Annotated in this window: 26 protein-coding genes; 22 read left to right on the forward strand and 4 right to left on the reverse strand. The window is 64.1% G+C overall.

Going from position 1 to position 25,780, the window contains the following annotated elements:
* Positions 1-114: 114 nt before the first annotated feature.
* The 3 genes from P3T42_RS24930 to P3T42_RS24940 all read left to right on the forward strand — a co-directional run bounded on the left by P3T42_RS24930 (position 115) and on the right by P3T42_RS24940 (position 3,416).
* Complete coding sequence (locus tag P3T42_RS24930) at positions 115-753, forward strand: thiol:disulfide interchange protein DsbA/DsbL (RefSeq protein WP_074300969.1); 639 nt, start codon at positions 115-117, stop codon at positions 751-753.
* A 16-nt stretch (positions 754-769) separates the two neighbouring features.
* Positions 770-1,540, forward strand: a complete 771-nt coding sequence (locus P3T42_RS24935) for an SDR family oxidoreductase (RefSeq protein ID WP_074300970.1) — start codon at positions 770-772, stop codon at positions 1,538-1,540.
* A gap of 280 nt (positions 1,541-1,820) precedes the next feature.
* Positions 1,821-3,416, forward strand: a complete 1,596-nt coding sequence (locus P3T42_RS24940; RefSeq protein WP_429307511.1) for an ABC transporter substrate-binding protein — start codon at positions 1,821-1,823, stop codon at positions 3,414-3,416.
* Positions 3,417-3,568: 152 nt separating this feature from the next.
* Here P3T42_RS24940 and P3T42_RS24945 read toward each other — a convergent pair whose 3' ends face one another.
* Positions 3,569-4,639, reverse strand: a complete 1,071-nt coding sequence (locus P3T42_RS24945; protein ID WP_429307512.1) for an MBL fold metallo-hydrolase — start codon at positions 4,637-4,639, stop codon at positions 3,569-3,571.
* 145 nt (positions 4,640-4,784) lie between these two features.
* On the opposite strand from P3T42_RS24945, the gene P3T42_RS24950 reads away from it, so the two are divergent.
* From P3T42_RS24950 to bioB, 11 genes are all read left to right on the forward strand, one after another.
* On the forward strand, positions 4,785-5,210 hold the full coding sequence (locus P3T42_RS24950) for a MerR family transcriptional regulator (protein ID WP_074300973.1): 426 nt from the start codon (positions 4,785-4,787) through the stop codon (positions 5,208-5,210).
* Positions 5,207-7,054 (forward strand): bifunctional isocitrate dehydrogenase kinase/phosphatase, encoded by a 1,848-nt coding sequence (gene aceK, locus P3T42_RS24955; protein WP_429307513.1) that lies wholly within the window; start codon positions 5,207-5,209, stop codon positions 7,052-7,054. Before P3T42_RS24950 ends, aceK begins: the two co-directional genes overlap by 4 nt.
* Before the next feature lie 83 nt (positions 7,055-7,137).
* Positions 7,138-7,914, forward strand: a complete 777-nt coding sequence (gene can / locus P3T42_RS24960; RefSeq protein WP_429307514.1) for a carbonate dehydratase — start codon at positions 7,138-7,140, stop codon at positions 7,912-7,914.
* Complete coding sequence (locus P3T42_RS24965) at positions 7,907-9,112, forward strand: acetyl-CoA C-acetyltransferase (RefSeq protein ID WP_429307515.1); 1,206 nt, start codon at positions 7,907-7,909, stop codon at positions 9,110-9,112. The genes can and P3T42_RS24965 overlap by 8 nt, the downstream gene beginning before the upstream one ends.
* A 90-nt stretch (positions 9,113-9,202) precedes the next feature.
* A complete protein-coding gene (locus tag P3T42_RS24970; RefSeq protein ID WP_074300977.1) occupies positions 9,203-9,880 on the forward strand; it encodes an SDR family oxidoreductase in 678 nt (225 codons plus the stop codon).
* 6 nt (positions 9,881-9,886) lie between these two features.
* Positions 9,887-10,339: a YchJ family protein gene (locus P3T42_RS24975; RefSeq protein ID WP_429307516.1), complete on the forward strand. Its 453-nt coding sequence runs from the start codon at positions 9,887-9,889 to the stop codon at positions 10,337-10,339.
* 600 nt (positions 10,340-10,939) lie between these two features.
* Positions 10,940-12,238, forward strand: coding sequence for a dienelactone hydrolase family protein (locus tag P3T42_RS24980; RefSeq protein ID WP_429307517.1), 1,299 nt, complete (start codon positions 10,940-10,942; stop codon positions 12,236-12,238).
* A gap of 1,090 nt (positions 12,239-13,328) precedes the next feature.
* Positions 13,329-14,606, forward strand: coding sequence for an adenosylmethionine--8-amino-7-oxononanoate transaminase (gene bioA, locus P3T42_RS24985; RefSeq protein WP_429307518.1), 1,278 nt, complete (start codon positions 13,329-13,331; stop codon positions 14,604-14,606).
* Entirely contained in the window at positions 14,606-15,790 is a 1,185-nt protein-coding gene (bioF, locus tag P3T42_RS24990) for an 8-amino-7-oxononanoate synthase (RefSeq protein ID WP_429307535.1), read from the forward strand. The genes bioA and bioF overlap by 1 nt, the downstream gene beginning before the upstream one ends.
* Positions 15,787-16,506, forward strand: a complete 720-nt coding sequence (gene bioD / locus P3T42_RS24995) for a dethiobiotin synthase (protein ID WP_429307519.1) — start codon at positions 15,787-15,789, stop codon at positions 16,504-16,506. Before bioF ends, bioD begins: the two co-directional genes overlap by 4 nt.
* Before the next feature lie 33 nt (positions 16,507-16,539).
* A complete protein-coding gene (gene bioB / locus P3T42_RS25000) occupies positions 16,540-17,625 on the forward strand; it encodes a biotin synthase BioB (RefSeq protein ID WP_074300982.1) in 1,086 nt (361 codons plus the stop codon).
* Positions 17,626-17,640: 15 nt separating this feature from the next.
* On the opposite strand, the gene P3T42_RS25005 is transcribed toward bioB, so the two are convergent.
* Positions 17,641-18,246, reverse strand: coding sequence for an RBBP9/YdeN family alpha/beta hydrolase (locus P3T42_RS25005; RefSeq protein ID WP_074300983.1), 606 nt, complete (start codon positions 18,244-18,246; stop codon positions 17,641-17,643).
* 251 nt (positions 18,247-18,497) lie between these two features.
* On the opposite strand from P3T42_RS25005, the gene P3T42_RS25010 reads away from it, so the two are divergent.
* The 7 genes from P3T42_RS25010 (at position 18,498) to P3T42_RS25040 (ending at position 23,132) form a co-directional block, all read left to right on the forward strand.
* The gene (locus P3T42_RS25010; protein ID WP_429307520.1) at positions 18,498-18,944 is read left to right on the forward strand and encodes a VOC family protein; all 447 of its coding nucleotides are present in this window, start codon (positions 18,498-18,500) and stop codon (positions 18,942-18,944) included.
* Positions 18,945-18,965: 21 nt separating this feature from the next.
* Positions 18,966-19,907 carry a 2-hydroxyacid dehydrogenase gene (locus P3T42_RS25015; RefSeq protein WP_429307521.1) on the forward strand — a complete coding sequence of 314 codons (942 nt, stop codon included), beginning with the start codon at positions 18,966-18,968 and terminating at the stop codon, positions 19,905-19,907.
* Positions 19,908-20,000: 93 nt separating this feature from the next.
* Positions 20,001-20,927 carry a hydroxymethylglutaryl-CoA lyase gene (locus tag P3T42_RS25020; protein WP_074300986.1) on the forward strand — a complete coding sequence of 309 codons (927 nt, stop codon included), beginning with the start codon at positions 20,001-20,003 and terminating at the stop codon, positions 20,925-20,927.
* A gap of 24 nt (positions 20,928-20,951) precedes the next feature.
* Entirely contained in the window at positions 20,952-21,476 is a 525-nt protein-coding gene (locus P3T42_RS25025) for a YbaK/EbsC family protein (protein ID WP_429307522.1), read from the forward strand.
* Entirely contained in the window at positions 21,473-21,709 is a 237-nt protein-coding gene (locus tag P3T42_RS25030) for a DUF1289 domain-containing protein (protein ID WP_074300988.1), read from the forward strand. The genes P3T42_RS25025 and P3T42_RS25030 overlap by 4 nt, the downstream gene beginning before the upstream one ends.
* Complete coding sequence (locus P3T42_RS25035) at positions 21,706-22,209, forward strand: MaoC family dehydratase (protein WP_074300989.1); 504 nt, start codon at positions 21,706-21,708, stop codon at positions 22,207-22,209. The genes P3T42_RS25030 and P3T42_RS25035 overlap by 4 nt, the downstream gene beginning before the upstream one ends.
* Positions 22,203-23,132: an MBL fold metallo-hydrolase gene (locus P3T42_RS25040; protein WP_429307536.1), complete on the forward strand. Its 930-nt coding sequence runs from the start codon at positions 22,203-22,205 to the stop codon at positions 23,130-23,132. The genes P3T42_RS25035 and P3T42_RS25040 overlap by 7 nt, the downstream gene beginning before the upstream one ends.
* Before the next feature lie 179 nt (positions 23,133-23,311).
* On the opposite strand, the gene P3T42_RS25045 is transcribed toward P3T42_RS25040, so the two are convergent.
* Complete coding sequence (locus P3T42_RS25045; RefSeq protein WP_074300991.1) at positions 23,312-24,211, reverse strand: DMT family transporter; 900 nt, start codon at positions 24,209-24,211, stop codon at positions 23,312-23,314.
* A 117-nt stretch (positions 24,212-24,328) separates the two neighbouring features.
* On the opposite strand from P3T42_RS25045, the gene P3T42_RS25050 reads away from it, so the two are divergent.
* Positions 24,329-24,802, forward strand: coding sequence for an Lrp/AsnC family transcriptional regulator (locus P3T42_RS25050; RefSeq protein WP_074300992.1), 474 nt, complete (start codon positions 24,329-24,331; stop codon positions 24,800-24,802).
* An 81-nt stretch (positions 24,803-24,883) separates the two neighbouring features.
* Here the strand turns inward: P3T42_RS25050 and P3T42_RS25055 are convergent, their stop codons facing one another.
* A complete protein-coding gene (locus tag P3T42_RS25055; RefSeq protein WP_429307523.1) occupies positions 24,884-25,774 on the reverse strand; it encodes an alpha/beta fold hydrolase in 891 nt (296 codons plus the stop codon).
* Between the last annotated feature and the right edge of the window lie 6 nt (positions 25,775-25,780).

Here is a 25,780-nt window from a genome sequence, read left to right on the forward strand (position 1 = left end):
GCGCGAGTCTCAAGCACGGCAGAGGCCTGCCGCCACACTCTCATAACGGTGACAGCCATGCGTTTTACCGCCGCACCGCGCCACCGTTATTCCGCCTAATTGGGTCAACAAGACATGAAAAAACTGCTGAGCATTCTCTTCCTTTCACTCGGCCTCGTCAGCGCGGCCGTAGAGGCATCGCCGGCTGCGCCCGTCGCGGGCAAGGACTACACCGTCCTGCCGACGGCACAACCGGTCGACGTGCCCGCCGGCAAGATCGAAGTCACCGAATTCTTCTGGTACGGCTGCCCGCACTGCAACGAATTCAACCCGTACCTCGAAGCGTGGGTCAAGAAGCAGGGCCCGGACGTCGTGTTCAAGCGCGTGCCGGTCGCCTTCCGCGACGACTTCATCCCGCATTCGAAGATGTACCATGCGCTCGACGCGCTGGGTCTCGCGCAGAAGCTGACGCCGGTCGTCTTCAACGAAATCCACGTCAACAAGGACTACCTGCTGACGCCGGAAGACCAGGCCAAGTTCCTCGCCAAGAACGGCGTCGATCCGAAGAAGTACATGGACGCGTACAACTCATTCTCGACGCAGAGCGAGATCCAGCGCGACAAGAAGATGCTGGATGACTACAAGATCGACGGCGTGCCGACCCTTGCCGTGCAAGGCAAGTATGAAACCGGCCCGGCTGCGACGAACAGCCTGCCGGGCACGCTGCAGGTGCTCGACTACCTCGTCGCCCAGATCCGCGCGAAGAAGATGTAAGACCCACGGCGCCGGTATGAGTACACCTCTGAAGGTTTTCATCACCGGCGCATCGAGTGGCATCGGCCTCGCGCTCGCCGCCGAATATGCGCGGCGCGGCGCGATTCTCGGCCTCGTTGCCCGTCGCGGCGACGCCCTCGCCAGCTTCCAGCAGTCCCATCCCCAGCATTCCATCTCGATCTACCCCGTCGACGTACGCGACGCCGATGCGCTCGCCGCCGCCGCCGCGCAGTTCATCGAGTTATACGGCTGCCCCGACATCGTGATCGCCAATGCCGGCATCAGCCGTGGCGCCGTCACCGGACATGGCGATCTGCGGGCCTTCCGCGAGGTCATGGACGTCAACTACTTCGGCATGGTCGCCACCTTCGAGCCGTTCGCGGCTGCCATGATGACGGCCGGCAAAGGCGCGTTAGTGGGTCTGGCGAGCGTGGCCGGCGTGCGCGGCTTGCCGGGCTCGGGTGCATACAGCGCGTCGAAGGCCGCAGCGTTCAAGTATCTCGAGGCGCTGCGCGTCGAGATGCGGCCCAAGGGGGTCAACGTGGTGACCATCGCCCCCGGCTATGTCCGCACGCCCATGACGGCGCACAACCCGTATCGCATGCCGTTCCTGATGGACGCCGATCGCTTTGCCGCGAAGGTGGCCGACGCGGTCGAACGCAGTACGTCGTTTGCGATCTATCCGTGGCAGATGCGCGTCGTGGCGGCGCTGTTGCACGTGCTGCCGCGCTGGCTCTACGACCGTGCCTTCGAAAGAGCGCCGCGCAAGCCGCGCACCGTGGACTAACTCACCAACGCACGATCACACGAAGCGCACATCCGCCCGGCCTCGGCTATTTGGCGCGGTATGCTTCCATGGCTTCCGGGCGTTGAGCGCATCGAAAGAGCCACGGCGCGTCCATATGGATATGCCGATTACTTTGTTGTCGGCGCAACCACCCTTCGATAAGCTTTCGCCCTGGCGGGATCGCGCAGGCACGCCCTGCGCCGGCCCCGAAAACGTATCACAATAAACTCGGTGGTCCGCGCGGGCCGTTTGCATGGCCGCGCTTGTTATGGGAGATCCTATGCGCATTAAACTGCCCGTCGCCGTCATTGCCGCTTTACTCGCCGCAGCGCCTGCGCTCGCATTGGCCAAACCGCTGACGGTCTGTACCGAATCGAGCCCCGATGGCTTCGATATCGTCCAGTTCAACTCGCTCGTCACGACCAATGCGTCGGCGGATGTGATTTTCAACTCGCTGGTCTCGTACGACGAGGCGGAGAAGAAGGTCGTACCCGCACTCGCCCAGAGCTGGGACGTGAGCCCCGACGGTCTCACCTATACGTTCCATCTGCGCCCCAACGTGCAGTTCCAGACCACCGACTACTTCAAGCCCACCCACGCGCTGAACGCCGACGACGTCGTCTTCACCTTCAGCCGGATGCTCGACGACAGCAACCCGTGGCACAAGGTGACGGGTGCGAGCGGTTTCCCGCACGCGCAATCGATGGGTCTGCCGAAGCTGATCAAGTCGGTCTCGAAGGTCGACGACAACACGGTCAAGTTCGAACTGAACCAGCCGGATGCGACCTTCATCTCGATCCTGACGATGGGCTTCGCCTCGATCTATTCCGCCGAATACGCCGACCAGTTGCTGAAGGCGGGCAAGCAGGTCGACCTGAACGCCAAGCCGATCGGCACCGGCCCGTTCGTGCTGAAGAGCTACACGAAGGACGCCGTGATTCGCTATGACGTGAATCCGTCGTACTGGGGTCCCAAGCCGAAAATCGACCGTCTGATCTACGCGATCACACCGGACGCCACGGTGCGGGCGCAGAAGGTCAAGACGGGCGAATGCCAGATCGCGCTGTCGCCGAAGCCGCAGGATGTGGCGGACGCCAAGACCGACAAGTCGCTCGCGGTGGTGCAGACGCCCGCGTTCATGACCGCGTTCGTCGCGCTGAACACGGACAAGAAGCCGCTCGACAACCAGAAGGTGCGTGCCGCGCTGAACATGGCGTTCGACCGCACGACGTATCTGAAAACCGTGTTCGACAACACGGCGACGGCGGCGGTGAATCCGTATCCGCCGAACACGTGGAGCTACAACAAGTCGGTCAAGCCGTGGCCGTACGATCCGGCGAAGGCCAAGGCCCTGCTCGCCGAAGCGGGTTTCCCGAACGGCTTTTCGACGACCATCTGGGTGCGTCCGACGGGTAGCGTGCTCAACCCGAATCCGAAAGCCGGCGCCGAGCTGCTGCAGGCCGACTTTGCGAAGATCGGCGTGAAGGCGGACGTGAAGGTGATCGAATGGGGCGAGCTGATCAAGGAGGCCAAACAAGGCCAGCACGACTCGCTGTTCATGGGCTGGGCGGGCGACAACGGCGATCCGGACAATTATCTGACGCCGCTCTTTAGCTGCAACGCGGTGAAGTCGGGCATCAACTTCGCGCGCTTTTGCGACGCGGATCTCGACAAGCTGATTGCCGACGGCAAGGCCACCACGGATCAAGCCAAGCGCGCGAAGGCGTATGAAGCGGCGCAGCAGATCATCCACGATCAGGCGCTGTGGATTCCGCTCGGCTATCCGACTGCGGCGGCTATCACGCGTACGGACGTGAGCGGCTATCACGTGAGTCCGTTCGGACGGCAGAACTTTACGACGGTGGCGGTGCAGTAATAGCGCAGCACCGTTCCAAGAAGGGGAAAACCAACAGGCCCGGTTGCACTGCACCGGGCCTGTTTTATTTCCTGCGAGTTTGAGGAGGGCAACGCGTCAGTCGCGTTGGTCCTGAAGGCACCACCCTCCTCGCGTGACGTAACGCAAACGTCTCAGGCCGCAAACCGGATCACCCCATCCGCATCCTGCGTGCGCTTCAACTCCCCCGCGAGCCACAGCAAGTGCAAGTGCGCGAGCGCCTCGCCCATGGCAAACGTCAACTGATGGACATCGAGCTGCCGCTTGAACATCAGCGGCACGATATCCGCGGCACTCTGCGGCTTCTGCGCACAGGCTTCGCGCACTTCGGCGAGCCGCGCATCATGATGCTCGCGCAACTGCGTAATGCGGGTCCGCACGCCGCGAAACGGCTTGCCGTGCGACGGCAGCACCAGCGTGTCTTCAGCCATCGTCTCGTAGCGGCCGAGCGACTCCAGATACAGCGCGAGCGGGCTGCCCTCCGGCTCCATGTCGAACACCGAGACGTTGGTGGAAATGCGCGGCAACACCATATCGCCCGAAATCAGCACACCGTCGGCCTCGTTATGCAACGCGCAGTGTTCCGGCGAGTGACCGTAACCGGTCACGACCCGCCAGGTCTTGCCGCCAATCACCATGCCCTGACCTTCGCGCATGCGCCGATACTGGCCCGGCACCGCCGGCACCAGATTCGAGTAGTAGCTGGTACGGTTGCGCAGCTTCTCCAGCGACGCCTCGTCGCTCAAGCCATGCCGCGCGAAGTGACGCGCGGCGCCCGCACCGCCGGCATTCGAGCCGTCGCCCGCCGCCAACACGCGAGCCTGCATGTATTCTCCGAGCGTCATCCACAGACGCACATCCCAGCGCTGCTTGTCGCCACCCGTGCAGATCCAGTGCGCCAGACCGATGTGATCCGGATGGCAATGCGTGACGATCACGCGCAGCACCGGCAGGCCGTCCAGCACCGTGTCGAATACCTGCTCCCAGTTCGCCTTGATGGTGTCCGAGGTGATCCCGCAATCGACCACCGTCCAGCCTTGCTGACCGTCGATCTCATCGCGCAGCAGCCACAGGTTGATGTGGTCGAGCGCGAACGGCAACGGCATGCGCAGCCAGAACACACCGGGCGTGACTTCGAACGCATGACCGGGTTCCGGCAGGGTGTCCTTGAACGGGTAGTCGAGTTGATGTTCGAGAGCATTCATTGTGGGGGCTTCCTCCGCCGGTCGCGCAGCAACGGTGGTCACTTCGCCGCGGCGCGCCATGGTTGCGCTTTATTCAAGTTGACGATAACGTAAACGTCGATTCTATCGTCCAATCCGATTTTCTGCCCGGCCACGGGACGTCCCAATGAACACGCAATACACCATCACCGAGCTCGCGCGTGAATTCGACGTCACTCCCCGCGCAATCCGCTTCTATGAAGACCAGGGTTTACTCTCGCCGAGCCGGGAAGGGTCGAGCGGCTTGCGGCGCGTCTATTCGGGCCGCGACCGCACGCGCCTCAAGCTGACATTGCGCGGCAAACGGCTGGGTTTCACGCTGTCGGAAATCCGCGACCTGCTCGACCTGTACGACTCGCCCACCGATACCGTGCCGCAGTTGCATGCCTTCCTCGCCACGGTGAAGCGGCATCGCGAAGTGCTGGAGCGTCAACTGGAAGACCTGAACGCCACGCTCGAAGACCTCGCGCAATACGAAGTCGAGGCGCGCACGTTGCTCGAAAGCGGCGCACGTGGGGCGGATGCGTTGGTGTCGGATGCACGGTCGACATGAATCACTTTCCCAAACTGCTATCGTCGCAAATCGGCTTCGACGTCGCGCAAACGATGCTCGAAGGCTTTGACCGTCACTATCGAATCTTCCGCGACGCGGCGATCGGCGCGAAGGCGCTCTTCGAAGCCGGCGACTGGCATGGCCTGCAACGTCTGGCGCGGGAGCGCATTACTTCGTATGACGAACGGGTCGAGGAATGCGTCGAGCTGCTCGAAGACGAATACGACGCCGAAAATATCGACGACGAGGTCTGGCAGCAGATCAAGCTGCATTACATCGGCCTCCTGACCACGCACCGGCAGCCCGAGTGTTCGGAGACGTTCTTCAATTCGGTGTGTTGCAAGATCCTGCACCGCTCGTATTTCAACAACGACTTCATCTTCGTGCGGCCCGCCATCTCGACCGAATACATCGAGAACGACGAGCCCGCTGCCAAGCCGACTTACCGCGCGTATTACCCCGGCAAGGAAGGACTCGCCGCGACGCTCGAGCGCATCGTGACGAACTTCCAGCTCGAGCCGCCGTTCGAAGACCTGCAGCGAGATGTCGGTTGCGTGATGCAAGCCATCGAAGACGCGTTCGGCACGTTCACTGAAGCCGCCAACTTCCAGATTCACGTGCTGTCGTCGCTGTTCTACCGGAACAAGTCGGCGTATATCGTCGGCCGCATCATCAACGGCGATTCGCTGCTGCCGTTTGCGGTGCCGCTGCGTCATGTGAAGCCCGGGCTGCTCGCGCTCGACACCGTGCTGCTCAAGCGCGACCAGTTGCTGATCATCTTCAGCTTCTCGCACTCGTATTTTCTGGTGGACATGGAAGTGCCGTCCGCCTACGTCGAATTTCTCGGCACCATCATGCCGGGCAAGCCGAAGGCGGAAATCTATACCTCGGTGGGCTTGCAGAAGCAGGGCAAGAATCTGTTCTATCGCGACCTGCTGCACCACCTGTCGCATTCGAGCGATCCGTTCATCATCGCGCCCGGCATCAAGGGGCTGGTGATGCTGGTGTTCACGCTGCCGTCGTTCCCTTACGTATTCAAGCTGATCAAGGACAACTTCCCGCCGCCGAAAGAAACCACGCGCGCGCTGATCCAGAGCAAGTATCAGCTCGTCAAACGGCACGACCGCCTGGGGCGCATGGCCGACACGCTGGAATATTCGAGCGTAGCGTTGCCGCTGGCGCGGCTCGACGAAGCGCTGCTGCGCGAACTCGAAAAGGAAGTGCCGTCGATGATCGAATACGAGGGCGATAACCTCGTGATCCGCCATCTGTACATCGAACGCCGCATGGTGCCGCTCAACCTCTACCTGCAAAACGGCAGCGACGAGGACGTCGAGCACGGCATCAAGGAATACGGCGAAGCGGTGAAGGAACTGATGCAGGCGAACATCTTCCCCGGCGACATGCTGTACAAGAACTTCGGCGTAACGCGTCATGGCCGTGTCGTGTTCTACGACTACGATGAGATCGAGTACCTGACCGATTGCAACGTGCGCGCCGTGCCGCCGCCGCGCAACGAGGAAGACGAGTTGTCCGGCGAGCCGTGGTATTCGGTCGGCCCGCACGACATCTTCCCGGAGACTTACGGCACCTTTCTGCTCGGCGACCCGCGTGTGCGCCGCGCCTTCATGCAGCACCACGCAGACTTCTTCGATCCCGCGCTGTGGCAACGGCATAAGGATCACTTACTGAAAGGCGAACTGCCCGACTTCTTTCCCTACGACAGCAGCGTGCGCTTTTGCACCCGCTACCCGGGGCGCTTCGCGCCCGTGGCCGATGCGGATGCCACCGGCAATGCCAACGACACAACGGCAGCGCGCCAACCTGCTGCACGCGCGGCGTGAACGAGCATGACTTCCGTTCACCGTCCGCCCCTCCTGTAACGACACCGACCAGTCCAACGGTCCAGCAACCGACCCGACGCACCATGACCTCAAACGCCTCTGCTCTACCCAATCCGCTTGCGCATCTGTTCGACAACAACGACAAGTGGGTGACGCGCAAACTGTCCGAGGATCCGGAGTATTTCTCGCGCCTCGCCGACCAGCAGACGCCCGAATACCTGTGGATCGGCTGCTCGGATTCGCGCGTGCCGGCCAACCAGATCATCGGCCTGCCGCCGGGCGAAGTGTTCGTACACCGGAACATCGCGAACGTCGTGGTGCACACCGATCTGAACTGCCTGTCGGTGATCCAGTTCGCGGTCGACCTGCTGAAGGTCAAGCACATCATGGTGGTCGGCCACTATGGCTGTTCCGGCGTCGCCGCGGCGCTGCACGGCCGCCGTGTGGGCCTCGCGGATAACTGGCTGCATCACGTGCAGGACGTGCGCACCAAGCATGCGGCGCTGCTCGAGGAGTGGCCGATGGGCGAGGCGCGTCACCGCCGCCTGGTCGAACTGAACACGATCGAACAGGTCGTCAACGTCTGCCGTACCACCATCGTCAACGACGCGTGGGCGCGCGGCCAGGAACTGATGGTGCACGGCTGGGCCTACGGCGTGCACGACGGCAAGGTGCGCAATCTGGGCATGATGATCGGCGCGCCGGGCGAGCTCGATGAAACGTATACGCGGTGCGTGGCAGCCGTCTCGGCGGGCGGCGCGCACAAGACAGACAACGACGTGGTCGCCGCCGATGCGGCCAGGCTCGGCGATGTGCCGGCTGTCGTCGCAGGTGTGATCAAGGAGCTAAAACATGAGTGAGACAAAGCGTGACAAGCTGGCCGATCCGATCGTGATCGTTTCGGTCGCCCGTACCCCGATGGCCGCGTTTCAAGGCGATTTCGCCACGCTGACCGCGCCGCAACTCGGCGCCATCGCGATCGAAGCCGCCGTGCAGCGCGCGGGCCTGACGCCCGCTCAGATCGACGAGGTCGTGATGGGCTGCGTGCTGCCGGCCGGTCTCGGCCAGGCGCCGGCTCGCCAGGCGGCGCTCGGCGCCGGCCTGCCGCTCGCCACAGGCAGCACGACCGTGAACAAGATGTGCGGCTCCGGCATGCGCGCGGCGATGTTCGCGCACGACATGCTGGCCGCGGGTTCGGTGGACGTGATCGTCGCCGGCGGCATGGAAAGCATGACCAATGCGCCGTACCTGCTGCCCAAGGCGCGTGGCGGCATGCGCATGGGCCACGGCCAGGTGATCGACCATATGTTCTACGACGGTCTCGAAGACGCCTACGAAAAGGGCCGTCTGATGGGCACCTTCGCCGAAGAATGCGCGGCGTCGTTCGACTTCACCCGTGAGGCGCAGGACGCCTTCGCGGTGGAATCGCTCAAGCGCGCCAAGCGCGCCAACGAAGACGGCGCGTTCGCGTGGGAGATCGCGCCGGTCAAGGTGGAGAGCCGCAAGGGCGACGTGACGATCGAGCGCGATGAACAGCCGTTCAAGGCGAACCTCGACAAGATCGCCACGCTCAAGCCTGCCTTCAGCAAAACCGGCACGGTGACGGCCGCGAACTCGTCGTCGATTTCGGACGGCGCGGCCGCGCTCGTGATGATGCGCGAATCGACCGCGAAGGAGTTGGGCGTCGAACCACTTGCCCGCGTGGTCGGTCATTCGACCTTCGCTCAGGAGCCGGCGAAATTCACCACCGCGCCGGTCGGTGCGATCCGCAAGCTGTTCGAGAAGAATGGCTGGCGCGCGGACGAAGTCGATCTGTATGAGGTGAACGAAGCGTTTGCCGTGGTCACGATGGCCGCGATGAAGGAGCACCGTCTGCCGCACGAGAAGGTCAACGTGAATGGCGGCGCGTGTGCGCTGGGTCATCCTATTGGCGCTTCGGGCGCACGCATTCTGGTGACGTTGATCGGCGCGCTGAAGCATCGCGGACTGAAGCGCGGCGTGGCGACGCTGTGCATCGGCGGCGGCGAAGCCACCGCGATGGGGATTGAACTGGTGTAAAGCGTGACGTGTGCGCCCCGCTCGTCGTGCGCGGCACGAACGGGCACGGCGCATGCGGTGCACGCATGCATGGAATCATGAGGTGATCGAATGAAAACAGTGTTGATCGTAGGGGCGTCGCGTGGCATCGGCCGCGAGTTTGCGCGCCAGTACAAACACGCCGGCTGGCGCGTGCTCGCCACGGCGCGCGACGAGGCGGCGCTCGAAGCACTGGAGGCGCTCGGTGCCGAGACGTTCTCGCTCGACGTCACCTCACAGACGGAAATTGCCGCGCTCGGCTGGAAGCTCGACGGCGAGCGGCTGGATGCGGCGATTGTCGTCTCGGGTGTCTACGGTCCACGCACGGACGGCATCGAAACCGTCAGCGCCGAAGACTTCGACGAGGTCATGGTGACCAACGTCCGCGGCCCGATGCAACTGCTGCCAATCCTGCTGCCGCTCGTCGAAGACGCCAACGGCGTGCTCGCGGTGCTATCGAGCAAGATGGGCAGCATCACCGAGGCGACCGGCACCACCGGCTGGCTGTATCGCGTGAGCAAGGCGGCGCTGAACGACGCGCTGAAGATCGCCTCGTTGCAGACGCGGCGTGCTGCCTGCGTCGCGCTGCATCCGGGCTGGGTCCGCACCGACATGGGCGGCGCCGAGGCGGCGATCGATCCCGAGCGCAGCGTGAGCGGCATGCGCCAGGTGCTGGCCCAGGCGGCGGCCGCGCGCGAATCGTTCAACGGCAGCTTCTATCAATACGACGGCACCGCGCTCGACTGGTAAGGATCAATGTCCCCCTCTTCGTTGACGACGCAACGACCGTCCGAGTGCCCCTGTGGCGGCGCTGCGGCGAACCTTCGCAGCGGTGCGAAGCCGCCCCGCTTCGCGCTTTGCTGTGGCCGTTATATCGACGGCGGCGAAGCCGCGCCCACGGCGCTCGAACTGATGCGCTCGCGCTATAGCGCGTATGTGCTCGGCGCGAGCGACTATCTGCGCGCAACGTGGGCGCCGCAGACGTGCCCGGCCGATCTCGACGCCAACCCCGACGCGCCCGATGCACCACGCTGGCTAGGTCTGCAGATCAAACGCTTCGCCGCGCAAGACGAGACCCACGCCGAGGTCGAATTCGTCGCACGATATAAAGTCGGCGGCCGCGCTCACCGGTTGCAGGAACTGAGCCGCTTCGTTCGCGGCGACGATGGCCGCTGGCGCTACGTCGACGGCGACGTCAGCGAGACCTAGAGGTATCGCCATCGACGACACGCGGTAAGGGTTTGAAAGGCTTCCGCGCTGTTGTCACACGATTAATCGCGCGTTCACATATGCCCCTCAAAATGGCGCTGGGACGTGTGTTGGCTGTCTGCCACATTGGCCGTATCGGTCATTTCTCCCGCCCTCCCCGCGCTGCACGATGCACGCGGGGATTCGGCGCGTCCGTCACGTGTCGAGCACTGCGAATTTTTTGTCGCGGGTTCTCCTTAATTGCACAAACACAAATTGTCGTGCCAGGATCGGCCTGTAGGTTTTGTAGCGACACGTTGTGAGGGTGCGGTCCAAACCGTCCCCACAAAGATGAGCAAAAGCAGCGCCGGCTCCTGATACCTCGCGTTTCGACGGCTGCTTCCTGTGCATCGTGTGCCGCTCATCATCGGCGCGTGGGGTCGCGTCGGCCAGCTGGTGGGTTATCCCGTGCGATCTCGATCGGCGTGTGTGCGCTCAGCGCGCAACGCACGCGAGTGTCTTTTTGTGCCGCAAATCTTGCCGAAAGGCAGTTGTCAGCGAAACGCAAAAGACAGCAGACGATGCAGGTTTTAAGGACGTACTTCAAGGTAGGTGCTGCGAATGGGTTGCAGAAAGTTTCTGACGGTGGGTGCGATGGTGTGCGCGTGGGCGGGATGTGCCGCATCGTTTGCGCACGCCGATCCGCTGGCCGATTCGCAAGCAGGCCCACTGACGCGCGCCGAAGTGCCGCGCATCGCACTGGACGACGACACTTACCTTCCCCGCGCCGGTCTCAACGAGCAGGTCATTCGCGTACCGGTGGACGCCGCCGGCACGGTCACGCTTGAAACCACGGTTTACAAGCCCGACGGTCCGGGACCGTTCCCGATGATCGTCTTCAACCACGGCAAGATGCCGGGCGACCCACGCATGCAGGCACGCAGCGATCCGCTGCCGTTCGCGCGCGAGTTCGTGCGGCGCGGCTACGTGGTGGTGGCGCCGAACCGTCAGGGTTTCGCGCAATCGGGTGGCGCCTACGAGCAGGACGGTTGCGATGTCCAGCGTAATGGCCTGGGTCAGGCGGGCGACGTGGCTGCGACGGTTGAGTTCATGTCCAAGCAGCCTTATGTCGACGCGCAACACATCGTCGTAGCGGGCACGTCGCATGGCGGTCTGGCGACGATGGCTTACGGTGTCGAGGCAGCGCCGGGCGTGCGGGCGCTCATCAATTTCTCCGGCGGCTTACGGCAGGACGCTTGTACCGACTGGCAGGGCAATCTCACGCATGCGTTTGGCGCGTATGGCGAGAAGACGAGTGTGCCGTCGCTGTGGCTGTATGGCGATAACGATTCGATCTGGTCGCAGCCTCTGGTCGCGAGCATGTATGCCGCGTATTCGGCGCATGGGGCGAGTGCGAAGATGGTGGACTTCGGCACTTACAAGAACGATGCGCACCGGTTGGTTGGCGATCGCGATGGCGTGCGGGTGTGGTGGCCGGCTGTCGAGGCGTTCCTTGCACGGGTCGGGATGCCGACGGGTGTGCAGTATCGGGTCGAGGATCCGGCGCCGCCTAAGGCTAGTGGCTATGCGGCTTTGGATGCTGTTACCGCTGTGCCTTTTGTCGATGAGGCCGGGCGGAATGGGTATCGCAACTTCCTGCATCAGTATCCTAGTCGGGCTTTTGCTGTTTCCGATTCGGGGGCGTGGTCGTGGGCTGAGGGCGGGGATGACCCTATGTCTGTCGCTGTGGCTAATTGCCAGAAGCAGAGTTCCGATCCCTGCCGGTTGTATGCAGTCAATGATGCTGTTGTCTGGAAGGATTCTTCTTCGCAGACGGCTAGTGCCAGTTCTGGTGATTCGGTTGGCTCCGCCGGTGGGAAGGGGGCGGAGGATAAGCGGGCTTTGGCTAGTCGGGAGTGATGGGTTTTTTGCCTACGGCGGTGGCTGTGGTCCTGCGGTGTTGGCCTTTCCTTGATTTCTTAGTGGTCTATTAGGTTCGCCCCTGTGCGGGGCAGCACTTACTTTCTTTGCCGCCGCAAAGAAAGTAAGCAAAGAAAGCGGGCTGCAACCGCTAGCCCGTAGTGAGCCATCTCTTGTGTGACCCCGGAGCGGTCCGAGACGAGAGCATCCCTCGCACTACCCTCGTTCGTGGCAAAGCACTCATCCGCTCCAGCGTCGCGCTGCGCGCCCCGCCGTCGAGTAAATCTCTCCCCGCAAATTCCGCAGTAGTCCAAATGTTATTTGCGCTGCACACCCTTTCCTTGCGTGTCCCGCCAAGATAGATTCTTCAAACCTTCCTGCACGCCCCGCCTTCCCCAGCAGACCGGTCCGCGACGCACGTAGTGCGGAGTGGGATGGATGAGCCCTGTGTCACAGACGAGTGCGGTGCGAGAAAGGGTCTTGTCTTGGGCCGTTCCCCGTAGCAGCCCTAGATGGCTCACTACGAGCTAGCGGTGTGAGCCCGCTTTCTTTGCTTACTTTCTTTGCGGCGGCAAAGAAAGTAAGTGCCGCCCCGCACAGGGGCGACACTAATAGACCGATAAGAATACAAGGAAAGGCCAACACCACAGGAACGACAACCAAAAAGAGGCCGCCGCAGGCCAAAACCCACCCCCAGCCCAAAGATTTTCCCCAACACCCCCCATGACTTTGCCGTCGTCATCTCCGCCGATTTGAACCCTTCTGACCAGAACGGATATCACCTGCAGAGAACACCCGCAAACCCCATACAGAGCGGGAAGAAACCGCCATTCAGGGGGTAGTGCATCAACCGAAAGAACGCGCTAATCTCGACCCCGCCGCAGCCAGCCTGCCACGCATTACCCCTATGGGGGACAGAAACACCCACCCCACACGCAAGCAAAAAATGGCACACCGCCGCGCGAAACAAAAACCCGCGCAGCACCGTACCGGAGTCGTTTTGGACACACTAGCAACAGCAGGAACCACCGCCGAGACCGACGACTGGGTCGCCCGCAGCCTTCGTGCCGTATGGCACCCGTGCACCCAGATGAAACACCACGAGCGCCTGCCGCTCATCCCCATCGCCCGCGGCTCAGGCCCCTGGCTCTATGACCGCGCCGGTCATCGCTACCTCGATGCCATCAGCTCCTGGTGGGTCAACCTGTTCGGCCACGCCAACCCGCGCATCAACGCCGCACTGAAAGACCAGCTCGACACGCTCGAACACGCCATGCTCGCCGGCTGCACGCACGAACCCGCCGTCGAACTCGCCGAACGCCTCGCCGCCCTCACGCAGCACACGCTCGGTCACGCGTTCTTCGCCTCCGATGGCGCATCCGCCGTCGAGATCGCGCTCAAGATGAGCTTCCATTCGTGGCGCAATCGCGGCTACGGCGACAAGCAGGAATTCGTCTGCATTGCGAACAGTTATCACGGCGAGACCATCGGCGCGCTCGGCGTCACCGATGTCGCCCTCTTCAAAGACGCCTACGATCCGCTGATCCGCCATGCGCACGTCGTCGCATCGCCCGACGCGCGACGCGCGGAACCCGGCGAAAGCGCGGCCGATGTCGCGCGCCGCGCGCTCGACGCCGTACGCGCCCTGTTCGAAGCCCGCAGCCACAAAATCGCCGCGCTCATCGTCGAGCCGCTCGTGCAATGCGCGGCCGGCATGGCCATGCACGATCCGTCGTATATCGCGGGTCTGCGTGTGCTGTGCGACCAGTTCGGCGTGCATCTGATCGCCGATGAAATCGCCGTCGGTTGCGGCCGCACCGGTACCTTCTTCGCCTGCGAGCAGGCGGGTATTTGGCCCGACTTCCTGTGCCTGTCGAAAGGTATCAGCGGCGGGTATCTGCCGCTGTCCATCGTGCTGTCGCGCGATGAAATCTTCGCCGCGTTCTACGACGACGACACCACACGCGGTTTCCTGCACTCGCATTCGTACACCGGCAATCCGCTCGCTTGCCGTGCCGCGCTCGCCACGCTCGATCTGTTCGCGAGCGACAACGTGCTGGCCGCCAACGCGCAAAAGTCGGCCACACTGCGCGCGGCGCTCGCGCCGCTTGCCGGGCACCAGCAAGTGCGCAATCTGCGTCAGTGCGGCACGATTTTCGCGTTCGATGCCGTCATCGCCGATCCGCAACAGGCCAAGACGTTCTCGCGCCGCTTCTTCACCCACGCCTTGCAGCGCGAATTGCTGCTGCGGCCGATTTCGACCACGGTGTATCTGATGCCGCCGTACATCCTCGATGACGCGGAGCTCGCCCTGCTGGCGGCCCGCACGCATGAGACCTTCGAAGCCACGCTCGCGGAGGCCGCATGATGCCGTTGCTCGCCACCCTCGAACAAGGCCTCGCGGATATCGATGCGCAAGGTCTGCGCCGCCGTCGCCGCACCGCCGACACACCGTGCGCTGCGCACATGATGGTCGACGGTCGTGAAATGATCGGCTTCGCCAGCAACGATTACCTCGGTCTCGCTGCGCATCCGCTGCTGGTCGCCGCGCTCGCCGAAGGCGCGCGGCGCTACGGCGCGGGCAGCGGTGGCTCGCATCTTTTGGGCGGCCACTCGCGCGCGCATGCGCAACTCGAAGACGATCTCGCGGGCTTTGCCGGCGGCTTCGTCGATGCGCCGCGCGCCCTGTACTTCAGCACCGGCTACATGGCGAACCTCGCGACGCTCACCGCGCTTGCCGGCCGCGGCGCCACGCTCTTCTCGGATGCGCTCAATCATGCGTCGCTGATCGACGGTGCGCGGCTCTCGCGTGCCGACGTGCAGGTCTATCCGCACGCCGACACCGAAGCCTTGAGCACCATGCTCGAAGCATCGGATGCGGCCGTGAAGCTGATCGTCTCCGATACCGTGTTCAGCATGGATGGCGATGTCGCGCCCCTGCCCCGCCTGCTCGAACTCGCCGAGCGGCACGGCGCGTGGCTCATCCTCGACGATGCCCACGGCTTTGGCGTGCTCGGCCCGCAAGGCCGCGGCGCCATCGCTCATGAAGCGTTGCGCTCGCCGCATCTGATTTCGATCGGCACGCTCGGCAAAGCGGCCGGCGTGTCGGGCGCATTCGTCGTGGCCCATGAAACCGTGATCGAATGGCTCGTGCAGCGCGCCCGTCCGTACATCTTCACGACGGCGTCGGTGCCCGCTGCAGCGCATGCGGTATCGGCGAGCCTGCGCATCATTGCCGGCGACGAAGGCGATGCGCGGCGTGCCCATCTGCAGCAACTGATCGAACGCACGCGCGCGATGCTCAAGGCCACGCCGTGGTTGCCAGTCGATTCGCACACTGCCGTCCAGCCGCTCATCATCGGGGCGAACGACGCAACGCTGCAGATTGCCGCCACGCTCGATCGCGCCGGCCTATGGGTGCCCGCCATCCGTCCGCCGACCGTGCCGGCAGACACCTCGCGGCTGCGCATCTCGCTGTCGGCGGCGCACTCGCACGCGGATATCGATTACCTCGAAGCGGGCTTGCTGCAACTCAGCGAAGGCACGGTATGAGTACGGCGCTCTCGCTCTTCGTCACCGGCACCGACACCGAAATCGGCAAGACCCTGGTTTCGGCAGCCCTGCTGCGCGGCTTCGTGCGCGAAGGGTTGCGCGCCGCCGCCATGAAGCCGATCGCCGCCGGCGCGTTCGAAGTGAACGGCGTATGGCACAACGAAGACGCGGACCAGCTCGACGCCGCGTCCAGCGTGCTGCTGCCGCCGACGCTTCGCACACCGTATCTGCTGAAGGCGCCCGCCGCGCCGCATATCGTTGCGGCGCTGGAAAACGTCACGCTCGATATCGGCCACATCGTCGCTTGCCATGCGCAGGCGCTCGAGCTCGCCGACGTAGTCGTCGTCGAAGGCGTCGGCGGTTTTCGCGTGCCGCTCACCGATACGCATGACACCGCGGATCTCGCCCTCGCCCTGAACCTGCCGGTCGTACTCGTGGTCGGCATGCGGCTCGGTTGCATCAGCCACGCCTTGCTGAGCGCCGAGGCCATCGCTGCGCGCGGCTTGCATCTGGCTGGCTGGGTCGCGAACCGCATCGATCCGGACATGGGCTTCGCGGATGAAAACATCGCCGCCATCCGCAGTCGGCTCATGCGCCAGTACGACGCGCCGTTGCTCGGCATCGTGCCGCATCTGAACCCTTTGTCTGCGGACGCGGCGGCGGATTGCCTCGATATCACCCCATTGTTGCAGACGCTGCGCACTGCGCAGCGCTGACTCACTTCATCTCCATCCACGAGGATTGACGATATGACCCAGCTTCACCTTGATCGCCCCCAAACGGACTCGACCGTTGCCAACGCAACCAATGCGGCCAACGCAGCGGCGCCAGGCACCGCGCGCTGGCGCGTCGTCGACGTGGTCGCGCTATACGAATTGCCGCTCAACGACCTGATGTTCCGTGCGCAGCAAGTGCATCGCGAACACTTCGACGCCAACACCGTGCAACTCTCGACGCTGCTGTCCATCAAGACCGGCGGCTGCGAGGAAGACTGCGCGTATTGTCCGCAGTCGGTCCATCACGACACGGGCCTGCAGGCCGACAAGCTGATGCCGGTCGACGAAGTGCTCGCCGCCGCCAAGGTCGCCAAAGACAACGGCGCGACGCGTTTCTGCATGGGCGCGGCATGGCGCAATCCAAAGGATCGTCACCTTGAGCCGATCAAGGACATGATCCGCGGCGTGAAAGCGATGGGCCTCGAAACCTGCGTGACGCTCGGCATGCTGGAGACGCATCAGGCGCAAGGGCTGCGCGACGCCGGCCTCGATTACTACAACCATAACCTCGATACGTCGCCGGAGTTCTACGGTCAGATCATCTCGACGCGTACCTACCAGGACCGCCTCGATACGCTGGAACGCGTGCGCGACGCAGGCATCAATGTGTGCTGCGGCGGCATTGTGGGTCTCGGCGAATCGCGCCGTGAGCGCGCGGGGCTGATCGCACAGCTCGCGAACATGGATCCGTATCCGGAGTCGGTGCCGATCAACAATCTGGTGCAGGTCGAAGGCACGCCGCTCACCGGCACCGAAGCGCTCGATCCGTTCGAATTCGTGCGTACGATCGCGATTGCGCGCATCACGATGCCGCGCGCCATGGTGCGTCTGTCAGCCGGACGTGAGCAGATGAATGAGGCGCTGCAGGCCATGTGCTTCCTCGCCGGTGCGAATTCGATTTTCTACGGCGACCAGTTGCTGACCACCAGCAATCCGCAGGCCGAAGCGGACCGCAAGTTGCTCGAGCGTCTGGGTATTCGTGCAGAAGCCGCGCAGCAGATGCCGCTCGACAAGAGCGGTTGCGAGCGTGGTTGCGATGGACACGCGGCGGCGAACTAGGCGCGCCGGATTTGCTCACACCACCGCATGCCCCGCCAGCTCCAGCGCCTCCTCCTCGCGGAACCGCAGCGGCGCGGCGCAATGCACCAGCGTATCGATGAAGTACTTGGCCCGCGGCCAGGGCCCAAACCCTGCCGCGGTATTGATATGTCCTGCGTCGCCGAGATTCACGAACGCGCTGCCGAAGCGTTGCGCCAATTCGCGCGCGCCGGCTAGCGGCATCCACGGATCGGTCTCGCTGCCGATCAGGATCGAGGGCACGCCCAGACGCCGCGCCTCGAACGGACCCGCGAAGGTAAATTTTGCGGGGCTGGCCGGCGCCACGAACAACACGCCCACGACCTCTCCCACATACGAAGCCTGCTGCAACGCATGCGCCGTCGCGAGGCAACCGAAGCTGTGCGCCGCCAGCACGAACGGCCCACGCTCGCGCGCCAGCAGTTCCCGCACCGAGCGCGCCCAGCCCGCCAGATCCGGTGCGTCCCAATCGGCCTGCTCGACGCGCAACGAGCGGGCGAACTGCCGTTCGAGCCACGTCTGCCAATGCGCGCCTTCGCTACCGTGCAGGCCCGGGACAGTCACGAGCCGCGGCGGCCATGTGGATTTGCTGCATGATTGCATGATTGTCCTCGCTGCCGGAATCCGGAAACCTATTGTGAAATGCGGGCCTGCGGGCGCGAACCAACTTTTTCTCATTTGCTTATTGGACAGCCGTCCCGCCGCCGGACCAGTCCTCCCCCGCGCGTCGCAGCGCCTCGCCGCGCGTCCCTGCACCCCGCCGCATCCCGCCCAACCGCACGCCCGTGCCAAACTGCGCGCGATTGCCGTCGAAAAAGTAGAATGAAGCCTATTCGTAAAACGGAGGAGGCCCCATGTCGCAAGCGTCGTCTGCCCAGCCACGCGCGTTGCAGCCGTTTCATCTGGCATTTCCTGTCACCAGCCTGGACAACGCGCGCGCCTTCTATGGCGACCTGCTGGGCTGCCCCGAGGGCCGCAGCTCGCCGGAATGGGTCGATTTCGACTTCTTCGGCCACCAGTTGGTCGCGCACCTCGCGCCCGACGAAACCGGCCGGGCCAGCGTCAATGCCGTGGACGGCGACAACGTACCGGTGCGCCATTTCGGCGTCGTGCTGACCATGGACGACTGGAATGCCCTCGCCGCCAGGCTGAAGACGGCCGGCACCGCGTTCATCATCGAACCGCATATCCGCTTCAAAGGCGAAGTGGGCGAGCAGGCCACCATGTTCTTCCTCGACCCATGCGGCAACGCGCTCGAGTTCAAGGCCTTCAAGGACATCAGCCGGCTCTTCGCCAAGTAACGTCTGCCCCGAGCCGATCGCATGAAAATTCTCTTCTACACACCCCAGAACGACGCCGCCACCTGGCTGCACGATTTCACCCGCGCGCTGCCGGAAGCCGAGCTGCGCGAGTGGCAAGCGGGCGATACCGCCCCAGCCGAGTTCGCCATCGTCTGGCGGCCGCCGCGCGAGATGCTCGCGGAACGCGCCGGGCTGCGCGCCATCTTCAATCTCGGCGCAGGCGTCGATGCCATTCTTGCGCTCGAACGCGCCCATCCCGGCACCCTGCCGCGCAGCGCGCAACTCGTGCGTCTCGAAGACTCCGGCATGGCGCCGCAGATGGCCGAATACGTGACGCACGCCGTGCTGCGCTATCTGCGCCGCTTCGACGAATACGAAAGCCTGCAAGCGCAACGCCGCTGGAAAGTGCTCGACCCGCATCCGCGCGACACCTTCACGGTCGGTGTGCTGGGCCTCGGCGTGCTCGGCACGCATGTGGCGCGCGCACTTGTGCCGTTCGGCATGCCGGTGCGCGGCTATAGCCGCAGCGCACGGCAGATCGACGGCGTGACCACCTTCGCCGGCGAAGCGCAATTCGAAGCGTTTCTCAGCGGCGTCAAGGTGCTGGTCAACCTGCTGCCGCACACACCGGATACGCACGACGTACTGAACCGCCGCACGTTCTCGAAGCTCGCACGCGGGGCGTATCTGATCAACGTCGCGCGCGGCGCGCATCTGGTCGAGCAGGATCTGCTCGAAGCGCTCGCCGACGGTCAGATTGCCGCTGCCACGCTCGACGTGTTTCGCGAAGAACCGTTGCCGGTCGATCATCTGTTCTGGCAGGAACCTCGCATCACGATTACCCCGCATAGCTCGGCGCAGACCTTGCGCGAAGAGAGCGTCGCCCAGGTCGCACAGAAAATCGCCGCGCTGATGCGTGGCGAAGCGGTGAGCGGCGTGGTCGATATTGCTCGCGGATATTGAACACCTGAGACAGCACCGCCTCGCGCGGGCTCATTGCATGGGACCGGAGTAACGCGCTAAAGCGCGAACTCCGGTCAACAGAGGAGACTCATCATGGCCTTGCCCCAAGCCGTCAAGATCGTCGAAGTTGGTCCACGCGACGGTCTGCAGAACGAAAAAGACTTCGTGCCGACCGCCGTCAAGATCGAACTGATCAATCGCCTGTCCGCGGCGGGCTTTCGCAATGTCGAATCCGCCTCGTTCGTCTCGCCGAAGTGGGTACCGCAGATGGCCGACGGCGCCGAGGTGATGGCCGGCATCGAGCGCCGACCCGGCACGCTCTACTCGGTACTGACGCCGAATCTGCGCGGCTTCGAAGGCGCAATCGCCGCGCGAGCCGACGAGATTGTGATCTTCGGCGCCGCCAGCGAAGCCTTCTCGCAGAAGAACATCAACTGCAGCATCGCTGAAAGCATTGCGCGCTTCGAACCAGTGACGCAGGCCGCCAAGGAGCATGGCCTGCGGATTCGCGGCAGCGTTTCCTGTGCGCTTGGCTGTCCTTATCAGGGTGACGTGCCGGTGGCGTCGGTGGTCGACGTGGTCGAGCGTTTTGCGGCGCTAGGCTGCGACGAGATCGATATCGCCGATACGATCGGCGTGGGTACGCCCAAGCGCACCCGCGAAGTGTTCGCCGCCGTCACCCAGGTGTTTCCGCGCGAGCAACTCTCGGGACACTTCCACGACACCTACGGCCAGGCCCTCGCCAACATCTATGCCGCACTGCAGGAAGGCATCGAGATTTTTCATGCGTCAGTCGCGGGACTCGGCGGCTGCCCGTATGCCAAGGGTGCCACCGGCAACGTCGCGACCGAAGACGTGCTGTATCTGCTGAACGGCCTCGGCATCGAGACCGGCATCGATCTCGCGCAGGTCGTCGCGATCGGCGATTTCATTTCGAGTTCGATCGGCAAGCCCAATGTCTCGCGAGCCGGCAAGGCTCTCCTCGCGAAAGCACGCAGCGAACAAGGCTCGTGCGTCTAACCCATATCCACTGGAACGCGCTTTATGACGGACAACGCTTCTTCCCAACCTGCCGGCGATCTCAGCACGCTGCCGGATTCGGCACGACGCGTCGCGTTACTGCTGCGCGAGCGCGGCCACGCCGGGCAGATCGTGATGCTGCCGGAGACCGGCAAGACTTCCGCTGAGGCAGCAGCAGGCCTCGGCTGCGAGGTCGCGCAAATCGCCAAATCGATCCTGTTTCGCCGGCGCGAAGACGACGCGCCGGTGCTGGTGGTCGCAAGCGGTGCGAATCGCGTCGACGAAAAGAAGGTCGCGGCGCAGGTCGGCGAAATCGCGCGTGCGGACGCCAAATTCGTGCGCGAGAAAACCGGCTACGCGATCGGCGGTGTGTGCCCGATCGGTCATGCCACGCCGCCCGTCACGCTGATCGACGCGGATCTGCTCGCGCTCGATAGCCTGTGGGCTGCAGCCGGGCATCCGCATGCGGTCTTCAATCTGTCGCCGCAGGAACTGGTTGCGCTGACCGGCGCGCCGGTCGCCGACGTCGCGCTGCGAGAAACCGTATGACCGCGGCGACCACGACGGTGGAAGCACAAGACGCGGTCGCGCCGGTGCCGTCGCCGTGTATCAACGTGTGCCGGATGGACAAGGCGAGCGGTTGGTGTGAGGGGTGTCTGCGCACCATCGACGAAATTCGCGGCTGGTCGTCCTACGACGATACTCAGAAGCGCGCCGTCTGGGACACGCTCGACGCCCGCCACGCGCAGTGGATGGCGCACAACCGGCAGACGGCGAGATGAAGGTGGCGCCGCGCGTCGTGACGATTGGGGAAAGCTTCGGCAGCACGCTCACGCTGTCCGTGGACTCCGTCAAAGCGTTCGCGACGCTGGTCAACGATCTCAACCCGCTGCATCACGACGACGCTTATGCCGCGCAAAGCCGCTTCGGCGGCTTGATCGCCTCGGGGACGCAGCCTACCGCGCATTTCATGGCGCTATTGGCGACGCACTTTTCGCAGTACGCCCAGCCGCTCGGTCTCGAGTTCGATATCAAGCTGAAGAAGGCGGTCCACGCGCAAGACACGCTGACCATGACGTGGCGCGTGCGCGATGCATGGTGGAAGCCGAGCCTGAACGGCGATCTGACGCAGCTCGACGGTTCGGTCGTCAACCAGCACGGTGAGACGGTGCTGCTCGGCGCTTCGACGATCCTCGTGATGCCGAAGCCCACGCAGGAGTCTGCTCAGGAGTCCTGTGAGGATTCCGCACGCGCATCAGCGACGGAGCCGAAGCCATCATGAGCCTGCCCGAGTCCATCCAGGTCTTCGAACGCGGCTGGTTGTCGTCGAACAATGTGCTGCTGGTCGACGACGCGTGCGCCACGATAGTCGACACCGGCTACGCGAGCCACGCGCCGCAAACCCTCGCCCTGTTGCAGGCGGCGCTCGGCGAGCGGCCGCTCGATCTGATCGTCAACACCCATCTGCACTCGGACCACTGCGGCGGCAATGCGCTGCTTCAGGCGGCATGGCCTTGCCGTACCGCGATTCCCGCATCAGAGGCCGCAGCGATACGTAACTGGGACGAGGCGCACTTGAGCTATCGCGGCACCGGCCAGACCTGCGAGCGTTTTACGTTTACCGAGACGCTTGCCCCAGGCGACCACCTCACGCTCGGCGCGCTCGACTGGCAAGTGCTTGGCGCACCAGGCCACGACCCGCACTCGCTGATGCTCTATTGCGCGGAAGAGCGCGTGCTGATCAGCGCGGACGCGCTGTGGGAAAACGGCTTCGGTGTGATCTTTCCGGAACTCGAAGGCGAAAGCGGTTTCGCGGAAGAACAGGCCGTGCTGGAAGCGATTGCGAAGCTCGACGTGCGTACCGTCATCCCCGGTCATGGCGCGCCGTTCACGAACGTTTCGCTGGCGCTTGAGCGGGCCTTTTCGCGCGTGGCCTGGTTGCGCGCCGATCCGGCGCGCAACGCGAAGAATGCGCTGAAAGTGCTGATTGTGTTCAAGCTGCTCGAAGTGCGCACCATGAGCTTCGACGCGCTGCTGCGCATGCTCGACGCCGCCGCCGTCATGCGCGCCGCCGCGGCGATGCTCAAGCCGCGCGATGCCTGGCCGGCGCTGTTGCGGGGGTTGATCGAAGAGCTGGCGTCGAACGGCGGACCGTTGACGGTGGACGGCGAGCGTATCGACGCCCGGCGTATCGACGCGCGGTGAATCGGCGCCCACTAAAATCCTGGCGCAAAAAAAAACCGCTCGCCATGAATGGCGAGCGGCGGAATTCGGTCGACGTGATCATCGTCTGAGGAAATCATACCCGGGCGGCATTTTTGATCGCATCGGTGATTTCCCTACAAAAGCTTGACACTCTGACGTGGCGCGAATTCACACGCATGTCACGTAGACGAATATCGGCGCTGCGGCACCACCCGCCAACCGAGATTGACGCCCGCAGCGGCAAGCAGGATCAGCACCGCGCCGAGCACCTGCACCCAGGCGAGTTTCTGCCCAAACGCCACCCGGTCGACGATGATCGCGACAACCGGATAGATGAACGACAACGCGCCGGTCATCGCGGTAGGCAGCTTCTGGATCGCGCCGTAGAGCAGCACATACATGATGCCGGTATTGACCACCCCGAGCGTGACGAGCTCGAGCCAATGCGCGCCGGTGGTGGGCAATGCGTCGAAGCGCACAAACGGCGCGAGCATCAGCACGCCGAGGCCGACCTGGATCAGCGCGATCAGATGCGGCGGCGTGCCTTTGAGATGCTTGGTGATGATCGACGACACTGCGTACATGGCCGCCGCGCCGACCGCATAGGCGATCCCTTCGAGGTACTGCCCCGGCACCGCGAGCACCGCCGGCTCGACGCGCACGACAAACACCAGCCCGACGAACGCCACCAGCAGCCACGCGACGGTGGACGCCGTGACGCGTTCGCGGAACACCAGCGCACCGAGCGCCACCAGCATGAACGGCTGCGTGTTGTAGACGGCCGTGGCCATCGAAATGGACGCGCGCGAATACGCCGCGAACAGCAGCACCCAGTTGAGGACGATCGCCGCGCCGCCGAGCGCCGCCAGCCCCAGCACGCGCCAGGAGAACAGGCTGCGCCGGAACAACCCGAGCGCGGCGCACACCAGCATCAAGGTAGCGCCGCCGAACACGCAGCGAAAAAACACCACGTTGAGCGCGCTCTGCTGCGACGAGACGACCAGCCAGCCGATCGTCCCCGACATCAGCATGGCGACGCTCATCTCGGCCGCGCCGCGTCTCACTTCGTTGGTAGCCATCTTTCGGTCCTCCCAGGATTGATCACCGCATTGAAGGCAGTGTATTTAATCCAGATCGCCGAATACATGGCTAAACTGAGGCCCTCAGGTTCATCGACCTAATAATCGAAGGCCATCATGGCAAAACGCCTCGCGCCGGCCAGCCCGCCCGCTGCGCTCGACGACACCGATCGGGCCCTGCTGGCCGCGCTCGCCGAAGATGCACGCCAGCCGGTCAGCGAACTGGCGCGGCTCGTCGGCCTGTCGGCGCCGAGCACGGCCGAGCGTTTGCGCCGGCTCGAAACGCAGGGCGTGATCGAACGCTTCACCGTGCAGATCGATCCTCGCGCGCTCGGCTACACGCTGCAGGCCATCGTGCGCGTGAAGCCGTTGCCCGGGCAGTTGCATCTGGTGGAAGACGTGATCCGCCGCATCCCGGAGTTTGTGGAATGCGACAAGGTGACAGGCGACGATTGCTTCATCTGCCGCCTGTACCTGCATTCGATCGAGCAGCTCGACGAGATCCTCTCGAAGGTGACGGAACGTGCGGAGACCAGTACCGCCATCGTCAAGTCGACGCCGGTCGCGCGACGGCTGCCGCCGCTGGGCTGATCTTCTACGCGCTGCTTCGCGAGACCCTGCCGAGTCCGCGTTGGCCCAGCGGAATGGGCTGCGCTCTGCGCAGCCCAGGCTTTACTGCTCGACGGTCTCGAAGAAGGCCAGCATCTCGGTGACCAGTTCCGCAGGCACCTCCTCCGGAATGTAGTGCCCGCACGGCAACGCCCGGCCGCTGACATCCCGCGCGACATGGCGCCATTCGGCGAGCGGCTCGAAGCACTTCTCGATCACCCCTTCCTCGCCCCACAGGATCCGCAGCGGACAGCCGATCTTGTGACCACGTTCGATATCGGCGCGATCGTGCTCGAGATCGATCGTCGCCGACGCGCGGTAGTCCTCGCACATCGCATGGACCGCCCCCGGTTGCCGCAAGGCGCTGCGATAGGCATCGAGCGCCTCCGGTGCAAACGGCGTCAACCCGGCGTGGCGGCTGCCCATCACGCGGTCCACGTAGACATCCGGGTTCGCGCCGATCAGCGTCTCCGGCAACGGTTCCGGCTGGATCAGCAAGAACCAGTGGAAATACAGCGTGGCGAAGGTGCGGTCGGTGGCTTCGTACATGGCGAGCGTCGGCGCGATGTCGAGCAGCATCAGACGCTCGACGGCGTCCGGGTGATCGAGCGCCATCCGGTGCGCCACCCGTGCGCCGCGGTCGTGGGCGCAGACCAGAAAGCGGTCGTAGCCGAAGTGGCGCATCACGGCGACCTGGTCGGCCGCCATCGCCCGTTTCGAATAGGGTGTGTGGGTCGCGTCGCTCTCCGGCCGCGCCGAGGCGCCATAGCCGCGCAGATCGGTGGCGATGACCGTGAAATGCTTCGCGAGCTGCGCCGCGCACCGATGCCAGATCAGATGCGTTTGCGGATGGCCGTGCAGCAGTAAGAGAGGCGGTCCTGCCCCGCCCTTGACCCCGAAAATATCGACGTCGCCCGCGGCGACGCGAAAGGGCGTGAAATCCTCGAAGGGCATAGCGAG

Source organism: Paraburkholderia sp. GAS38 (assembly GCF_050434965.1).
Taxonomy (GTDB): domain Bacteria; phylum Pseudomonadota; class Gammaproteobacteria; order Burkholderiales; family Burkholderiaceae; genus Paraburkholderia; species Paraburkholderia phenazinium_A.

Coding starts and splice junctions, on each gene's coding strand:
- P3T42_RS24930 (WP_074300969.1), top strand. CDS start 115: ATGAAAAAACTGCTGAGCATTCTCTTCCTTTCACTCGGCCTCGTCAGC.
- P3T42_RS24935 (WP_074300970.1), top strand. CDS start 770: ATGAGTACACCTCTGAAGGTTTTCATCACCGGCGCATCGAGTGGCATC.
- P3T42_RS24940 (WP_429307511.1), top strand. CDS start 1,821: ATGCGCATTAAACTGCCCGTCGCCGTCATTGCCGCTTTACTCGCCGCA.
- P3T42_RS24945 (WP_429307512.1), bottom strand. CDS start 4,639: ATGAATGCTCTCGAACATCAACTCGACTACCCGTTCAAGGACACCCTG.
- P3T42_RS24950 (WP_074300973.1), top strand. CDS start 4,785: ATGAACACGCAATACACCATCACCGAGCTCGCGCGTGAATTCGACGTC.
- aceK (WP_429307513.1), top strand. CDS start 5,207: ATGAATCACTTTCCCAAACTGCTATCGTCGCAAATCGGCTTCGACGTC.
- can (WP_429307514.1), top strand. CDS start 7,138: ATGACCTCAAACGCCTCTGCTCTACCCAATCCGCTTGCGCATCTGTTC.
- P3T42_RS24965 (WP_429307515.1), top strand. CDS start 7,907: ATGAGTGAGACAAAGCGTGACAAGCTGGCCGATCCGATCGTGATCGTT.
- P3T42_RS24970 (WP_074300977.1), top strand. CDS start 9,203: ATGAAAACAGTGTTGATCGTAGGGGCGTCGCGTGGCATCGGCCGCGAG.
- P3T42_RS24975 (WP_429307516.1), top strand. CDS start 9,887: ATGTCCCCCTCTTCGTTGACGACGCAACGACCGTCCGAGTGCCCCTGT.
- P3T42_RS24980 (WP_429307517.1), top strand. CDS start 10,940: ATGGGTTGCAGAAAGTTTCTGACGGTGGGTGCGATGGTGTGCGCGTGG.
- bioA (WP_429307518.1), top strand. CDS start 13,329: ATGAAACACCACGAGCGCCTGCCGCTCATCCCCATCGCCCGCGGCTCA.
- bioF (WP_429307535.1), top strand. CDS start 14,606: ATGCCGTTGCTCGCCACCCTCGAACAAGGCCTCGCGGATATCGATGCG.
- bioD (WP_429307519.1), top strand. CDS start 15,787: ATGAGTACGGCGCTCTCGCTCTTCGTCACCGGCACCGACACCGAAATC.
- bioB (WP_074300982.1), top strand. CDS start 16,540: ATGACCCAGCTTCACCTTGATCGCCCCCAAACGGACTCGACCGTTGCC.
- P3T42_RS25005 (WP_074300983.1), bottom strand. CDS start 18,246: ATGCAATCATGCAGCAAATCCACATGGCCGCCGCGGCTCGTGACTGTC.
- P3T42_RS25010 (WP_429307520.1), top strand. CDS start 18,498: ATGTCGCAAGCGTCGTCTGCCCAGCCACGCGCGTTGCAGCCGTTTCAT.
- P3T42_RS25015 (WP_429307521.1), top strand. CDS start 18,966: ATGAAAATTCTCTTCTACACACCCCAGAACGACGCCGCCACCTGGCTG.
- P3T42_RS25020 (WP_074300986.1), top strand. CDS start 20,001: ATGGCCTTGCCCCAAGCCGTCAAGATCGTCGAAGTTGGTCCACGCGAC.
- P3T42_RS25025 (WP_429307522.1), top strand. CDS start 20,952: ATGACGGACAACGCTTCTTCCCAACCTGCCGGCGATCTCAGCACGCTG.
- P3T42_RS25030 (WP_074300988.1), top strand. CDS start 21,473: ATGACCGCGGCGACCACGACGGTGGAAGCACAAGACGCGGTCGCGCCG.
- P3T42_RS25035 (WP_074300989.1), top strand. CDS start 21,706: ATGAAGGTGGCGCCGCGCGTCGTGACGATTGGGGAAAGCTTCGGCAGC.
- P3T42_RS25045 (WP_074300991.1), bottom strand. CDS start 24,211: ATGGCTACCAACGAAGTGAGACGCGGCGCGGCCGAGATGAGCGTCGCC.
- P3T42_RS25050 (WP_074300992.1), top strand. CDS start 24,329: ATGGCAAAACGCCTCGCGCCGGCCAGCCCGCCCGCTGCGCTCGACGAC.
- P3T42_RS25055 (WP_429307523.1), bottom strand. CDS start 25,774: ATGCCCTTCGAGGATTTCACGCCCTTTCGCGTCGCCGCGGGCGACGTC.